We start from the raw sequence: 15364 nt of genomic DNA on the forward strand, positions 1-15364 counted from the left end.
TCAGGCGCGCGCGGCAGCGAGCGACTCGCGGGCTGCGGCGGCGACGTTCTCGGAAGTGAAGCCGAATTCGGCGAACAGGGTCGTGGCGTCCGCGGAGGCACCGAAGTGCTCGAGCGAGACGATCCGTCCCGCGTCGCCCACGAACCGGTACCAGGTCAGACCGATGCCGGCCTCGACGGCGACCCGGCCCTTCACGGCCGGCGGCAGCACCCGCTCGCGGTACTCGCGCGGCTGCTCCTCGAACCACTCCACGGACGGCATCGACACCACCCGCACGCCGACCCCCTCGGCCTCCAGCCGCTCCCGCGCGGCCACGGCCAGCTGCACCTCGGAGCCCGTCGCGATGATGATCACCTCCGGGGTCTCCGTCGAGGACTCGCGCAGTATGTAGCCGCCCTTGGCCGCGTCCTCGTCCGGCGCGTAGGTCGGCACGCCCTGGCGGGTGAGCGCGAGCCCGTGCGGGGCGGGGTTCGTGGCGTGCCTCTTCAGGATCTCGGCCCAGACGATCGCGGTCTCGTTGGCGTCCGCCGGGCGGACGACGTTCAGCCCCGGGACGGCGCGCAGCGAGGCCAGGTGCTCGACCGGCTGGTGGGTCGGGCCGTCCTCGCCGAGGCCGATGGAGTCGTGCGTCCACACGTACGTCACCGGCAGCTGCATCAGCGCCGACATCCGGACGGCGTTGCGCATGTAGTCGGAGAACACCAGGAAGGTGCCGCCGTAGACGCGGGTGTTGCCGTGCAGGGCGATGCCGTTCAGCTCCGCGCCCATGGAGAACTCGCGGATACCGAAGTGCACGGTACGGCCGTACGGGTCGGCCTCGGGCAGCGGGTTGCCCTTCGGCAGGAAGGAGCTGGACTTGTCGATGGTGGTGTTGTTGGAGCCGGCCAGGTCGGCCGAGCCGCCCCACAGTTCCGGGAGCACCGGGCCGAGCGCCTGCAGCACCTTGCCGGAGGCGGCACGGGTGGCGACCGGCTTGCCCTCCTCGAACACCGGCAGGGCGTCCTGCCAGCCCTCGGGCAGCTCGCCCTTGCTGACGCGGTCGAACAGCCCGGCCCTCTCGGGCTGGGCGGCACGCCACTCGGCGATCCGCTTGTCCCAGGCCGCGTGCGCCTCGGCACCCCGGTCCAGGGCCCGGCGTGTGTGCTTCAGGACCTCGTCGGTGACCTCGAAGGTCTGCCCGGCGTCGAAGCCGAGGACACGCTTGGTGGCGGCGATCTCGCCCTCGCCGAGCGCCGAGCCGTGGGATGCCTCGGTGTTCTGCGCGTTCGGGGCGGGCCAGGCGATGATCGTGCGCATCGCGATGATCGAGGGCCGCTCGGTCTCGGCCTGGGCGGCCTTCAGCGCCGTGTACAGGGCGGGCACGTCGATGTCGCCGCCCGCGGTGGGCTCGACGCGCTGGGTGTGCCAGCCGTAGGCCTCGTACCGCTTGAGCACGTCTTCGGAGAAGGCGGTCGCGGTGTCGCCCTCGATGGAGATGTGGTTGTCGTCGTAGAGGAACACGAGGTTGCCGAGCTTCTGGTGGCCGGCCAGCGACGAGGCCTCGGCGGAGACGCCTTCCTGCAGGTCGCCGTCGGAGACGATCGCCCAGATGGTGTGGTCGAAGGGGGACTCGCCCCGTGGGGCCTCCGGGTCGAACAGACCGCGCTCGTAGCGGGCGGCCATCGCCATGCCGACGGCGTTCGCGACACCCTGGCCGAGCGGACCGGTGGTGGTCTCCACACCGGCGGTGTGCCCGTACTCGGGGTGGCCGGGCGTCTTCGAACCGTGCCTGCGGAACGCCTTCAGGTCCGCCAGCTCCAGCTCGTACCCGGCCAGGAACAGCTGGGTGTAGAGGGTCAGCGAGGTGTGGCCCGGGGACAGCACGAAGCGGTCGCGGCCGGCCCACTCCGGGTCGGCCGGGTCATGACGCATCACCTTTTGAAAGATCGTGTACGCGGCGGGCGCCAGGGCCATCGCGGTACCCGGGTGGCCGTTCCCGACCTTCTGCACCGCGTCGGCGGCCAGCAGACGGGCGGTATCCACGGCACGCCGGTCGAGGTCGGTCCACTCGAAGCAGTCGGAAGTCTGCGTGGTCATCTTCAAGAAATCCTCGTTCCGTAGGGGGTGGCCGACCGGACGCGTTCAAACTTAAAAGTCTGACTTTTTCTAGGGAAGGTCGGGGTGTGTCAGCCTGTGGTGAATCTGGGACAGTGATCGCGGGACAGGGACGGCACGAAAAGGACATGGCTGACAGAACACGCCAAGCCGCCGATGGCGGCACGGACGGCGGCACGGACGGCGACGGGATCAGAACCCTCCCCTTCCCGGCCGACCTGGCCGTCGGCGGCGTCGGCATGCAGATCGGCCCCCTGGGGACCGACCGCACCTGGCACGCCGACGCCCCCCTGCACCGAGTCCACCGCATCGACTTCCACGTGGTCATGCTCTTCACCGGCGGCCCCGTACGGCACATGATCGACTTCGCCGAGTACGAGGCCACAGCCGGCGACCTGCTGTGGATCCGCCCCGGACAGGTCCACCGGTTCTCCCAGGAGTCCGTGTACCGCGGAACCGTCCTGACCATGCAGCCCGGCTTCCTGCCGCGCGCCACCGTCGAGTCCACGGGCCTGTACCGCTACGACCTCCCGCCGCTTTTGCGGCCCGGCCCCGCGCAGCTGGCCGCACTCCAGGCCGCCCTCGACCAGCTGCGCCGCGAGTACGAGGACACCGCGACGCTCCCGCTCAGCCTGCACACGGCGGTCCTCCGGCACACCCTGACGGCGTTCCTGCTGCGCCTCGCCCACCTCGCGGCCAGCTCCGCGGAGGCCTCCCGGCAGCACGCCGACACCGCCCTGAGCGTGACGTTCACCCGTTTCCGGGACGCCGTCGAGCAGGGCTTCCCCACCCATCACAGCGTCAGTGCCTACGCCGACGCCCTCGGTTACTCCCGCCGGACCCTCGTCCGCGCCGTCCGCGCGGCCACCGGCGAGACCCCGAAGGGCTTCATCGACAAACGCGTCATCCTGGAGGCCAAGCGCCTCCTCGCCCACACGGGCCTGCCGATCGGCCGCGTCGGTGTGGCCGTGGGCTTCCCCGACGCGGCGAACTTCTCCAAGTTCTTCCACCTGCACACCGGTCAGACACCGGTGGCGTTCCGGGCCGAGCTGCGCTAGCCGTCCGCCCGGCGCCGGCTGGTCGGACCTCGGCGACAGCCGCCGGCTCACCGGGCTCCCGAACCCGGAGGTGAGCGGATCCAGCGGTCGAGTGAGGGGAGCAGGTCGTCGCGGACGAGGAGCCGGCCGGGCGCCGGGTCCGGCACGGGGACCCTGGTGATCCCGGTGTCGCCGGGCCCGGGCAGCCCCGGTGGGCGGGCGGACAGGCGGGCCTGAGGCCGGCACGGGGAACGGGATTGCCGGTCGTCAGGGCGGCGACGCCAGGGATCGACCCATACGAGAAGGTCACCCCCGGACGCCGCCGCTTCGTGCTCCTCGCGTCAGTGACCGAAGTCGAACCAGTTCACGTTGACGAAGTCGGCCGGCTGGCCGCTGGTGAAGGTGAGATAGACGTCGTGGGTTCCGGTCACCGCGCTGATGTTCGCCGGGACCGTCCGCCACGACTGCCACCCGCCCGTGTCGGCGAGGGCGAAACTGCCGATGGGCGCGTTGCCGCGACTGTCCAGGCGCACCTCGACCAGACCGCTGACCCCGCTCGCGGCACCGCTCGCGACCCGGGCGTAGAACTGCCTCGCAGCCGTCGTGCCGAAGTTGACGCCCTTGTACAGCGCCCAGTCACCGTTCGCGAGTGCCCCGATGTCCTGACCGCCGCCCGTGTCCGTGGCTGTTTCGGTGCTGACGCCGGACTGGCCGTCGTAGGACTCGGCCTGGATGGCGCTGTAGGCGTCCCGGTTGCCGGACGGCGGGGGAGTGGTGCCGCCCCCACCGCCCGAGGACTGCAGGACCTGCACATAGTCCACGACCATCGGATGGCCCGGCTCGGTCCCGCTGTCCGGGCCGCCGCCGAAGGCGGCCGGGAAGCCGCCGCCCATCGCCACGTTGAGGATGAGGAAGTAGCCGTGGTCGGTGGCGTTGGCCCACGTCGCCGCGTCGACCTGATTCGCCCTCACGGTGTGGAAGTCGACGCCGTCGAGGTAGAAGCGGATCTCCTCGGGGCTGGTCGAGCGGTCCCACTCCATCGCGTAGGTGTGGAAGCCGGCCTGACAGGTGCTGCCGGTGCAGGAGGTGGAGTTGCCGATGCCGGAGGTCTCGTTGCACGGGCCGCCCGGGTTGGTGCCGCAGTGCATCGTGGCCCACTCGGTGTTCAGGCCCTGGACGTTCTCCATGATGTCCAGCTCGCCGACGCTCGGCCAGTTCCAGTAGTCGCCGCGGAACGGCGTGCCCAGCATCCAGAACGCCGGCCAGTAACCCTTGGCGGCGGCGCCGGTGACGTTCGGCATCTGGATCCGGGCCTGCACCCGCAGCTTCCCGCCGGCCGGGGGCTGGAAGTCGGTGCGGGTCGTCTCGATCCGGCCGGACGTCCAGTGGCCGGAGGCGTCGCGGCGCGGGGTGATGAGCAGGTTGCCGTTCCCGTCCAGCGAGACGTTGCTGGTGTTCGACGTCATCGTCTCGACCTCGCCGGTGCCCCAGTTCGCTGCGCCACCCGGATAGGAGGTTCCGGTGTCGTACTGCCAGTGGGCGGTGTTGACACCTGAGCCCGCCGCGCCGTTGAAGTCGTCCATGAAGACCTGTGTCCAGCCCGAGGGGGGTGTGGGCGCGGTGGCGCCGGCGGGCGCGGTGGCGGCCGTGGCGGCGGCCGCGGCCAGGCCGAGTGTGGCCGTGACGGCGACGAGCGCGCGCCGCAGCGGGCGGGGTCTGGGTATGCCGGAGGATGCACTCATGGGAAGCCTCTCGGTACGGGGTCTGTGCGGGAGGTTCGTGAGAGCGCTCCCATAACGGGGTGAGAGCGCTCTCAGGATGCGGTCAATGTGCTCTCCGCGCGTCCGGTCGTCAAGAGTTGAAGCAAGGAATGTCCCTGCACCATAAGAGAGTTCACCGGCTGAAGCTCCGAACCGGTAGCCGGCCACGGAGGCGTCACCCGCACTCTTGGCGTCGTGCGGTCCGATGCGACCGTGGCCGGCGTTCCGGTTGCGAACACCGAGGGGGACGTCCAGTGGTTGCCGTGCACGAAGGTGCCGGAGGTGGTCAGCCGCTGGATGTGCGGCACGTCCGCGGCGTCGTACTCGTGCCCACGCCGATCCCGGGGCAGCCGGCGGCGCTTCGTCGGGATGGTGTCACGTCGACGAAGACGGGGTTGGCATCCCCTCATGCCGGTAGCACCCGGTGCGACCGGCGCCGCGGCCTCGTGGGCCCGGCCGGTCTTGCGTCCCTGCTCCGCGAGCGAGGGCGCTGTCACCGCTCGCTGACGCTCCTCACGGACTCCGCAGTCTCCGCCCAATCCGTCGGGTCCCCGGGCCCGTGCAAGGTGAAGGTCTGCTAGAAGGGTGCAGGCGTGAAGAAAGGTGCGGGCGTGAAGCTGACGATTCTGGGCGGCGGCGGGTTCCGGGTGCCGCTCGTGTACGGTGCACTGCTGACCGACCACGCCGAGGGGCGGGTCACCGAGGTCGTCCTGCACGACCTGGACGAACGCCGGCTGCACGCGGTGACCCGGGTACTCGCCGAACAGGCCGCCGACGTCCCCGGCGCACCCGCCGTGACCGCCACCACCGACCTGGATGAGGCTCTGCGCGGCGCCGGCTTCGTCTTCTCCGCGATCCGCGTCGGCGGTCTGGAAGGACGCGCGCACGACGAACGGGTCGCGCTCGCCGAGGGCGTGCTCGGCCAGGAGACGGTCGGCGCTGGCGGGATCGCCTACGGTCTGCGCACCGTCCCCGTCGCTGTCGACATCGCCCGACGCGTGGGCCGCCTCGCCCCCGACGCCTGGGTCATCAACTTCACCAACCCGGCAGGCCTGGTCACCGAGGCCATGTCCCGCCATCTCGGTGACCGCGTCATCGGCATCTGCGACTCGCCGGTCGGTCTCGGCCGCCGGATCGCCCGCGTTCTCGGCGCCGGCCCCGGGGAGGCCTTCGTCGACTACGTCGGCCTCAACCACCTGGGCTGGGTGCGCGGGCTGCGCGTCGCCGGACGCGACGAACTCCCGCGGCTGCTCGCCGATCCCGTGCTGCTCGGCTCCTTCGAGGAGGGCAGGCTCTTCGGCGCCGACTGGCTGCGGTCGCTCGGCGCCATCCCCAACGAGTACCTGCACTACTACTACTTCAACCGGGAGACGGTCCGCGCCTACCAGGAGGCCGAGAAGACCCGCGGCGCCTTCCTGCGCGACCAGCAGGCCAGGTTCTACGAGGAGGCGGTCGATCCCGGCGTCTCCGCGCTGCTCGCCTGGGACCGCACCCGTGCCGAGCGCGAGGCGACTTACATGGCCGAGAACCGGGAGAGCGCCGGCGCGGGTGAACGCGAGGCCGACGACCTGTCCGGCGGCTACGAGAAGGTCGCCCTCGCCCTGATGCGGGCCATCGCCCGCGACGAACGCACCACCCTGATCCTCAACGTCCGCAACCGCTCCACGCTGTCCGTCCTCGATGCCGACGCGGTCGTCGAGGTCCCCTGCCTGGTCGACGCGAACGGCGCCCACCCCCTGGCCGCCGGCCCGCTGCCCGGCCACGCCACCGGACTGGTCTGCTCGGTCAAGGCGGTCGAGCGCGAGGTGCTCGCCGCCGCCGAGTCCGGCTCCCGTGCGACAGCCGTGAAGGCCTTCGCGCTGCACCCGCTGGTCGACTCGGTCACCGTCGCCCGCCGGCTGGTCGAACGGTACACCGAGGTCCATCCTGGGCTGGCCTACCTCGGGTAGGCCCGTCCCGCGCTCCCCCCAGCCTTTCCGGGAAGCTCCGCGCACGACGAACGCCGCCGGATCGAGAAGCGCGTCGCACACCACCGACCCCAGCCCCGGGGCGGCCGCTCGGCACGGCGGAGGCGGACGGCGACGCCGTACCGGTGACGTTGCCTCCCTCGGGGAGCGGACGCCGCGGCCGGCCGTGGCCGCTGAACGCACGGAGGGCCGCTCCGCCGAGCGGCCCTCCGCCGTCCCGCCCCGATCGTCAGCCGGTGAAACCGGCCGTGATCGAGGAGAACTGCCAGTTGTTCTGGCTGATGCCGGAGCAGTTGCTCACCACGCCGCCGCCCGCGCACGGCCGGTCCCGGTTGACCGCCCAGAAGGCGAGCCGCGCGATGTGGTGGGAGTTCGCCCAGTCACGGATCTGGGTCCAGATCGCCGGAGTGGTCGTCTCCTGCTGGTCGGACAGACCGTTCATACCGGAGATGCCGATGTGGGCGTAGGCGGTCGCGTCGTCCCAGCCGAAGGTGGACTTCAGCTTGTTCTTCAGCCCCTCGGTGGCCTTCACGGTGTTGCCGTACATGTCCGAGCCGCCGCCGAAGTCGAACGGCATGATGGTGAACACGTCGACGTTCGCGCCGAGCGACTGCGCCTGTTCGATGAGCCGGTTGCCGTAGTACGTCGGCCCGGTGGTGGACGTGCCGAAGGTGACGATGGTCTTCAGGCCGGGATTGTTGGCCTTGACCGTCTTCAGGGCGGTGAGGATCTTCGCCTGCACGGCCTCGTTCTCGAACTCGTCCGTGTTCTCGATGTCCATGTCGACGGCCTTCAGGCCATAGGCGTCGATCACCTTCTGGATGGCCCCGGCGAGCGCGCTCGCGGAGGAGCAGTTGGCGCCGAGCTTGCTGCCCTGCCAGCCGCCGAACGACGGCACGATGTCACCGCCCGCGGAATGGACCTGGTCGATCGCCGCCTGGTCCACGCCCCCGGTCAGCGCCCGGCTGCCGTCCCAAGCCGGCGTGCAGCCACCGGAGTCCAGTACGAACGCCATCGTGAACCACTTGACCCCGGTCGCGCTCATCACCGTCGCCGGGCTCGGCGGATCGCCCCAGCCCTCGTACAGGTAGGGCGCCGCCTGCTTGAACCCGGTGCCGCCACCGCCGCCCGCGTCGGTCGTCACGCTCACGGCGTTGGAGGCGGGCGAGGTGTTCCCGGCCGCGTCCCGCGCCCGCACGGTGAAGGTGTGACTCGTGTTCGGGGGCAGCCCTTCCACCGTGGCGGACGTACCCGAGACGCTGAGGAGCCGGTTGTCACCGCTGTAGAGGTCGTACGCCGTCACGCCCACGTCGTCCGTGGCGGCGTTCCACTTCAGCGACACGCTCGAGGAGGTCTTGCCGGTGGAGGTGAGCCCGCTGGGCGCGGTCGGCGCCCGGGTGTCACTGCCGCCTCCGCCGCCCGGGCCGTCCAGGCTGATGTCGTCGGCGTAGTAGGTGCCCTGGGCGTACCAGCCGTGCACATAGATGGTGGCGCTGGTCTGCGAGGCGCCGGTGGTGAAGGAGAGACCGAGCCGGCTGTACTCCGAGGGGGATGTCGTCCAGGTGGAGGCGCCGCCGTTCACGCCGAGATACACGTGACTGCCGCGCACCCAACCGCTCAGGGTGTACGTCGTGTCGGGCTGCACCGTGACCGTCTGGCCGCACTGCGCGTTGTCGCTCGGGGTCACCGCGCCCCGCAGCGCCTTGGCGCCGCTGTGCGCGGGGGAGGAGACGACCGAGCCGAGGTTGCCGGTGCAGGTCCAGGGGGAGAGGTCCCCGGACTCGAAGCCGGGGTTGGTCAGGATGTCGGCCGCGTGGGCCGTACCGGGGAGGGTGATGGCCCCGCCGAGCGCGAGGGCCGCGGAAGCGAGGAGAGCGAGAAGCCGGCGTCTGGAACGCCCGAGTGAGTTGCGCACGCGACCTCCCTGTGGGGATGGGGTGTTCGGGAGTGCAGGGGAGTGCGGAACAGGTGCGCACATGAATGTGGTATGGACCAATCCGGCTGTCAAGGTGACGGGCGGGATTGGTCCATACCGGTGAGGGCAAGTGCCCCCGAAAGGGGCGCGGGGCCGTGTTCGCCATGCGGCTCCGCCGCGCGGGCGCGAGCACCGCGGCAACCCGGCAGTCGGCGTACGGCCTACAGGGGCAGAACCTCAGCCGCCGAAGCCGACTGCACAGGCGAAGGCACCGCCGGCAACAACACCTCGGTCTCCTCCACCCGCCGCCGCGAAAGCTCCGCGGGCAGCAGCGGGCGTAGTCCCGACACCACCGTGTAGTCCTGCCCGAGGAACGGCGGCTCGATGAACCCCGGGTCCTCACCCAGCGCCAACTGCACGGCCGCCCAGGGCGCGTTCACCCCGCAGAGTGACAGCTGGTGCAGGCCACCGGCGGGCCTTGTGTTGACGTCGAGCAGCACCGGGCGGTCGCCGAGCATGCGGAACTGGATGTTGGACAGGTGGTGCAGACCGAAGCCCTCGGCGATCAGCCGGGCCGGCTCCAGCCACTGCTCGTCCAGGGTGAAGCCCCGGCGGCGGCCGTTCTTGGTGCGGCCCACCGCGAGCCGCACCCGGTTGTCCGGCCCGGTCAGGCAGTCGACGGACACCTCGGGCTGCTCCAGCCGCGGCATCACCAGCCAGTCCACCGGCTCCTCCGCCCGCCTCAGCGCCTCGACGACCAGATCCAGCTGCACGTAAGGGCCGGGGAAGCCGGCGAGGCCGGCCAGCGAGAAGGGGGCACGCGTGATCACCCGGAAGCCGACGCCGCCCGCGCCGACGGCCGGTTTGAAGCAGACCTGGTGCCCGGCCGCCTCCAACTCGCCCACCGCGGCGAGGAGGTCTTCGGTGCTCCGCACCCGCCACCAGGGTGGCACCGGGACGCCGACGGAGCGGACCGCCTCGTACGCGGTGGCCTTGTCCTCGAACACGGCCACCGCCTCGGGCGTCGGCGCCAGCAGTGCCGTCCCCGCCGCCGCGAACTCGGCGCGGTGCGCCACGATCGCCGCCTGGTGCAGCCGGGGCACGAAGACGTCGATGCCGCGCCGGGCGCACTGGTCGAGGGCGTACTCGACGTAGGCGGCCGGGGACAGGCCCTCCGGCTCAAGGTCCGCGGTGTCGGCGGCGGCCAGCACGGGGGAGTCGGGGTCCCCGTGCGTGGCGTGGATCTCCACCGCGCGGTCGCTGGGATTCCTCCGCAGCTGATCCATGAAGAACACGTTCTCCGCGTACGTGCGGTTGAGCCAGACGCGTACGCGAGAGAGCATGCAGGCCGCCTTTCGGGTGTGCGGGCAGGGCTGAGCGGCCCGTGCCCGGGCAGGAGGGAGGAAGGGACACCAAACGGCCCGGTGAAGGGAAGTGAGGGGCGTTGGTGTTGGGGGCGATCATACGGCTTTCGAAGGCCCCCGCGTGCAACGTGGACGTTACGGATTCCGGGTGCCGTCCCGCCGTGTCGCGGCCCCCGGCGCCGGTGGCCCACCGGTGACCGGGGGCGACCGGCCGCGGGTGCTCAGCGCGCCGAGAGGACGGAGTCCTCCGTGACGGCGGGGAGTCCCGCGCCGGCCGGTGAGGCAGGCCCAGGGCGACGAGCAGGCCGACGACCACGCCGAGCGCGATGAGCACGAGGGCGGGGAAACTCGCCGTCGGCGGTGGCGGCCCGGCGCGCCTTGCCGGTCTTGCCTGCGGTACCGGTGTTCGGCCACGGCCGTGAGGAACGCCAGGCCGAGGGCGTCACCCGGGTCGAGGGCGGTGGCGGCCATGCCGTTGGCGATGCCCCTGTTCGTCGGGTGCGGCGCCGGGATCCAGCAGATCTGAGCCCTCTGCCGTGCGCCAGGCGGGTGTCCCGCGCGGGCCGCGAGCCGGCGCGTGGCCCGGGGACCTCTTGTCCGCCGTCCGGGAATGTGTTCTGGTGGTGTCCGCGAGTCGATGATCGAAAGGGGCACGGGGTGGAGCCGACGGCCGGGGCCGGACAGCTGCTGGCCATCAGCGACCTGCACATCAGCTATCCGGAGAACCGCGCCCTGGTGGAGCGGATGCGTCCCGGCGGTGACGACGACTGGCTGATAGTCGCCGGCGACGTCGCGGAGACCGTCGCCGACATCCGCTGGGCCCTCGGTACGCTCGCGGGCCGCTTCCGCAAGGTGCTGTGGGCACCCGGCAACCACGAGCTGTGGACCCACCCGAGCGACCCCGTCACCCTGCGCGGCGTCGCCCGCTACGAGCATCTGGTCGAGGTGTGCCGGGAATTAGGCGTGGTCACACCCGAGGACCCCTACCCGGTGTGGCACGGCCCCGGCGGCCCGGTCGCCGTCGCCCCGCTGTTCCTCCTGTACGACTACTCCTTCCTGCCGGCCGGCTGCGCCACCAAGGCCCAGGGCCTGGCCTACGCGGAGAGCACGGGCATCGTCTGCAACGACGAGTACCTGCTGCATCCCGACCCCTATCCGACCCGTGAGGACTGGTGCCGGGCCCGGGTCGCCGAGACGGAGCGCAGGCTCGCCGCGCTGCCCGCGGACCTGCCGACCGTGCTCGCCAATCACTACCCGCTGGACCGGCATCCAACCGAGGTCCTGTGGCACCCCGAGTTCGCCATGTGGTGCGGCACCGAGCTGACCGCGGACTGGCACCACCGGTTCCGCGTCGCCACGATGGTGTACGGCCATCTGCACATCCCCCGCACCACCTGGCACGGCGGAGTCCGCTTCGAAGAGGTTTCCGTGGGATATCCCCGCGAATGGCGCAAGCGCCCCGGGCGCCCGGGAAGGCTGCGCCCCATCCTGCCGATGGAGGAGGACGCCGGTGATCGAGGAGCTGCTCCCGGAGTCGGTCGTAGCCGTGGAGGCACACCGTGACGACCCGCTGTGGGACGCCCCGCTGCACCCGGAGGAGGAGGTGTTCGTCACGCGCGCGGTGGCCAAGCGCCGCCGTGAGTTCGCGGCCGTACGCGGCTGCGCCCGGCGCGCCATGGAGAAGCTCGGCGTGCCGGCGCAGGCCGTCGTCAGCGGGGAGCGGGGTGCCCCGCGCTGGCCGGCCGGCCTGGCCGGCAGCATGACCCACTGCGACGGCTACTGCGCCGCCGCCCTGGTCCGCGCCACCGACCTGGCCTCCCTCGGGATCGACGCCGAACCGCACGGGCCGCTCCCGGACGGCGTGGGCGCCTCCGTCTTCCTGCCCGCCGAGGCCGAACGGCTGGCCCTGCTCGCCAGTCAGCGGCCCGCCGTGCACTGGGACCGGATACTGTTCAGCGCCAAGGAGTCCGTCTACAAGGCGTGGTACCCCCTCACCCGCAAGTGGCTGGACTTCTCCGAGGCCGACATCACCCTCCGCCCGGCACCCGACGGCGCGCCGACCGGCACCCTCCGCGCCGAACTCCTGGTCCCCGGCCCCCTGGTCGGCGACCGCCGCCTGCGGTCCTTCGACGGCCGCTGGGCCGTACGCGACGGAGTGGTGGCCACCACCGTCGTCGTACCGCACTCCTGACGGTCCGGCCCGGCACCGCCGCCGTCGTACGGCACCGCCGACGGGCCGCCGCCGTCGTGCGGCACTCCTGACGGCGGTCACCGCCGGCGTCATGGCGCACGGGTGACGGCGGCGGACCCGCTCGGCCGGTCAGGCGGGCGGGCACCATTCGCGCAGCAGCCGGAAGAACTCCTGCTCGTTGCCCGCGAGTCCCGCCCGTGCGAGGGCCGATTCCGCCTCGGCGAGCACGGTGGGCGGGACCACGGCGGGCCGATCGCCGTCCGGTGGCCCGTCGAAGGCGGCGCGCACCGTATGCAGCAGCCGCAGGTAGGCCTGTACGGCGGTGCGCTCGCGGTCGGTCAGTACGGCGGTGGGCATCGGTCGGCTCTCCCCGAGTAGGCGTCACGGTCACGCGCCCTGCGGCGCCGCACGCCGTGTCGTACGGCGCACGCTTCCAGCTTGCCGCCCACCACTGACAACGCCGTCCGGCTCCACGTCGGTTCGCCCGCTTAGCGCAGGCTCGACCGCACCGAGATCCTCGGCACGAAGCCCTGGCCACCGGAGAGACGGCACACGGCCGCCCCACGCGGTACCGGAGGGCAGGCCTGAGGGGCTTCGACGTGTCGCGGCCACGCCCGGCAGACGCCGCACGGCTGCGCCCGGCGGGCGCGCGGAACTCCACCCACGCCACCACGTGGTGCACGGCTACGGCGCGCCTTCCCGCGTGGCGCGCCGACCGCGTGGCTGGGCCGCCCACCGCGTCCCGCGCCTGCCGAGTGGCGGGCGGGCCATGCGCGACGCGAGCGAACGCGGCGCCACCCGAGGCAGGGCAGCGCGTGCCCCGGCTCAGCCCTGGGGGCCCGGATATCCCAGGGACGCCTTGATGCGGTCGGCCACGCCGTCGCGCGTCACCGGGCCGCGCGGCGCCGAACCGGCGAGCCGAGCACGGCACTTGCTGGCGAGCAGCAGGCCGAAGGTCTCGGCCTGCCGTTCCTCGGCGACGTCGAAGCGGGTACGGGCCGCGCCCCGGTGCCCCGCCGCCCGCAGCGCGGCCCCGCCGGTGTCGTCGCCCAGCAGGCGCGTGGCGACGCCGACACCGTCCACGCGGTGGCCGTGATGGCCGGCCTGCAGGTGCCACAGTTCATGACCGAGGATCACCAACTGGTGTTCCCAGGCGGTGCGTTCCTCCACGACGACGAGGTCGCGGTCGGCCAGGTCCAGCCACAGCCCGCTCGCCGTGCCCGGCGGGAAGACGGCCGTACGGAAGAGCACGGGACGGCCGCGGCGGCCGCTCATCGCCTCGCACAGCGCGCGGTGCAGCCCATGCGGCGGCGCCGGCGGGGGCAGGGCCAGTCCGCCCACCAGCTCGTCGCACAGCCGGCGCGCCTCCCTGGCGATGCCCACGGTCCTCCCCAGGCTCACGACTCGGGTCGTTTGACGCTCTCCAGAAGCATGTCGAGCCACTCCGCGACCTTGTCCCGGTGCTGGTCGGTGGGCAACTGGGCGGCGCGCCAGGCGATCCCACGCACCCCGTGGTCCTGCAACAGCCGCTCCAGGGGGTCCTCGGCGGCCGCGGCCGCGGCCCGCTCCCGGTCGGCGAGCTTCTGCAGCAGCTCCTGCTCGGTGCGCTGCAGCGCGCCCGCCAGCGCCTCGGGATCCTCCGCGGTGAGGAAACCGGCGTGCACCCGGAAGAAGCGCTGCAGCGCGTCACAGTGCTCCATCGTGGGCCGCCGGTCGCCGTTGATGAGGGCCCCGGCCTGCTGCCGGGACATGCCCGCCCCGTCGGCGATCTCCTGCTGGGTGTACTTGCGGCCGTTGGGCTTGAGCCGGGTGCGCCGCAGCAGGTCCAGGCGCTGCAGAAAGCGTGCCTGGACGTCCGGTTCGCCCGCCGGCCGCCCGCTGAGCAGAGCCTTGACCACCGGCTCGGGCACACCGCAGGCGACGGAGAGCCGCCCGACGTCGAATACCTCGGCGTGCGGCACGCCGAGCCGGTCGGCGAGCGCGGTGACGCGGGCGACGACGGCCGGCAGCTGGGCGGTCGCCGCGGCGCCCGGATCCTCGTAGCCATCCGTCACCGACAGAACTCCTACGTCTCTCGAGGGTTTCAGACGCGTGCGTGCTTCTCGCAAGCGGTCGCCGTGAACTTCCCGGAGAGTAGCGGGTGCCTCGAACCCACATCCAGGTCTCGCCACAACTGTGGCGAATTTCAGCCGTCAACCGGCATGAAATGCCACGATAGTTGACATCGCTTGTGGCGGGGCAGCAGGATCACATCGCCGCGTGAAGGCCGCAGAGGCAAGAGGGGTGACCTCCCGATGGCACATCAGGCAGGAGGGCAGTGGCCGGCACCGCGGCCCGTCCCCGAGACCTGCGAGACCCAGGCCTACCTTGAGGACTACGCCACGCTGCTGGACGCCCTGCCCTTCCCGTCCCTGGTCGTCGACCACCGCTGGAAGGTGGTCACGGCCAACGGCGCGTTCGAGGCACTGTTCCGTGGCGTGCGCCCTCATCCGACGGCCATGCCCGGCGACAACTTCCTCCGGTTCGTCCTGTTCCATCCCGACGCGGGTGACGTCCTCGGCGAGCACGAGCCGGGCTGGTGCCTGCCGATGCTGGCCCACCTGCGCGCCGCGCTGGAGACGTACGGGCACGAGCACGAACTCCAGGCGGTCCGCCGGGACATCGCCCAGGATCCGCTCATGGAGGCCGCCTACCGTCAGGGACTGCCGCACTGGATCCGGGCCGTCGGCGAGGCCGCGACGCGGCTCGACGGGGCCGTCCGGCTGCTGCTCCACCCCGACCCGCGCCGGGGCCCCGTCGAGTGCCGCATCGTCGAGGAGACCCCGCAGACCCTGCGGGACCTCGGCCACCGGCGCCTGACGATGGTCCTGCGCGAGCCCCGCCGGGTGGCCCCGCCGGCGCGCCGCCCGCGCCGGCCCCGCGGCACGGCCACGCATCTGACGGTGGTCCCGGCACCCGAGGACTGACCCGGCACCGCCGGTGTTCAGGTCACCGGCGGCGCCGGGTCGAAGGCACCGGACCCCTTCCCCTTCCGCG

12 protein-coding genes and 1 pseudogene are annotated in these 15364 nt (G+C 72.2%); 5 read left to right on the top strand and 8 right to left on the bottom strand.

Going from position 1 to position 15364, the window contains the following annotated elements:
- Entirely contained in the window at positions 1–2076 is a 2076-nt protein-coding gene (gene tkt / locus ABZ079_RS21900) for a transketolase (protein WP_356941095.1), read from the bottom strand.
- Between the two features lie 146 nt (positions 2077–2222).
- On the opposite strand from tkt, the gene ABZ079_RS21905 reads away from it, so the two are divergent.
- The gene (locus ABZ079_RS21905; RefSeq protein ID WP_356941096.1) at positions 2223–3152 is read left to right on the top strand and encodes an AraC family transcriptional regulator; all 930 of its coding nucleotides are present in this window, start codon (positions 2223–2225) and stop codon (positions 3150–3152) included.
- Between the two features lie 320 nt (positions 3153–3472).
- Here the strand turns inward: ABZ079_RS21905 and ABZ079_RS21910 are convergent, their stop codons facing one another.
- Entirely contained in the window at positions 3473–4873 is a 1401-nt protein-coding gene (locus ABZ079_RS21910; protein WP_356941179.1) for a glycoside hydrolase family 16 protein, read from the bottom strand.
- A 168-nt stretch (positions 4874–5041) separates the two neighbouring features.
- Positions 5042–5223: pseudogene (locus ABZ079_RS21915) on the bottom strand (hypothetical protein); the annotation flags it as partial.
- Positions 5224–5502: 279 nt separating this feature from the next.
- Between ABZ079_RS21915 and ABZ079_RS21920 the strand changes: the two are divergent.
- On the top strand, positions 5503–6840 hold the full coding sequence (locus ABZ079_RS21920) for a 6-phospho-beta-glucosidase (protein ID WP_356941097.1): 1338 nt from the start codon (positions 5503–5505) through the stop codon (positions 6838–6840).
- Positions 6841–7087: 247 nt separating this feature from the next.
- Here ABZ079_RS21920 and ABZ079_RS21925 read toward each other — a convergent pair whose 3' ends face one another.
- Together ABZ079_RS21925 and ABZ079_RS21930 are read right to left on the bottom strand one after the other, a co-directional pair.
- Complete coding sequence (locus ABZ079_RS21925; RefSeq protein WP_356941098.1) at positions 7088–8773, bottom strand: carbohydrate binding domain-containing protein; 1686 nt, start codon at positions 8771–8773, stop codon at positions 7088–7090.
- A gap of 221 nt (positions 8774–8994) precedes the next feature.
- On the bottom strand, positions 8995–10116 hold the full coding sequence (locus ABZ079_RS21930; protein WP_356941099.1) for an ATP-grasp domain-containing protein: 1122 nt from the start codon (positions 10114–10116) through the stop codon (positions 8995–8997).
- Positions 10117–10794: 678 nt separating this feature from the next.
- Between ABZ079_RS21930 and ABZ079_RS21935 the strand changes: the two genes are divergently transcribed.
- Positions 10795–11700 carry a metallophosphoesterase gene (locus ABZ079_RS21935; RefSeq protein WP_356941100.1) on the top strand — a complete coding sequence of 302 codons (906 nt, stop codon included), beginning with the start codon at positions 10795–10797 and terminating at the stop codon, positions 11698–11700.
- Positions 11648–12328 carry a 4'-phosphopantetheinyl transferase superfamily protein gene (locus ABZ079_RS21940; protein ID WP_356941101.1) on the top strand — a complete coding sequence of 227 codons (681 nt, stop codon included), beginning with the start codon at positions 11648–11650 and terminating at the stop codon, positions 12326–12328. Before ABZ079_RS21935 ends, ABZ079_RS21940 begins: the two co-directional genes overlap by 53 nt.
- Positions 12329–12457: 129 nt before the next feature.
- Here the strand turns inward: ABZ079_RS21940 and ABZ079_RS21945 are convergent, their stop codons facing one another.
- The 3 genes from ABZ079_RS21945 to ABZ079_RS21955 all read right to left on the bottom strand — a co-directional run bounded on the left by ABZ079_RS21945 (position 12458) and on the right by ABZ079_RS21955 (position 14382).
- On the bottom strand, positions 12458–12685 hold the full coding sequence (locus tag ABZ079_RS21945; protein WP_356941102.1) for a hypothetical protein: 228 nt from the start codon (positions 12683–12685) through the stop codon (positions 12458–12460).
- A gap of 468 nt (positions 12686–13153) precedes the next feature.
- Positions 13154–13711, bottom strand: a complete 558-nt coding sequence (locus ABZ079_RS21950) for a toxin-antitoxin system, toxin component (RefSeq protein ID WP_356941103.1) — start codon at positions 13709–13711, stop codon at positions 13154–13156.
- A gap of 14 nt (positions 13712–13725) precedes the next feature.
- Positions 13726–14382, bottom strand: coding sequence for a helix-turn-helix transcriptional regulator (locus ABZ079_RS21955; RefSeq protein WP_356941104.1), 657 nt, complete (start codon positions 14380–14382; stop codon positions 13726–13728).
- Positions 14383–14622: 240 nt separating this feature from the next.
- On the opposite strand from ABZ079_RS21955, the gene ABZ079_RS21960 reads away from it, so the two are divergent.
- Positions 14623–15294, top strand: a complete 672-nt coding sequence (locus tag ABZ079_RS21960) for a hypothetical protein (protein ID WP_356941105.1) — start codon at positions 14623–14625, stop codon at positions 15292–15294.
- Positions 15295–15364: the final 70 nt, after the last annotated feature.

The sequence above is a fragment of the Streptomyces sp. NPDC006314 genome (assembly GCF_040613075.1).
Taxonomy (GTDB): domain Bacteria; phylum Actinomycetota; class Actinomycetes; order Streptomycetales; family Streptomycetaceae; genus Streptomyces.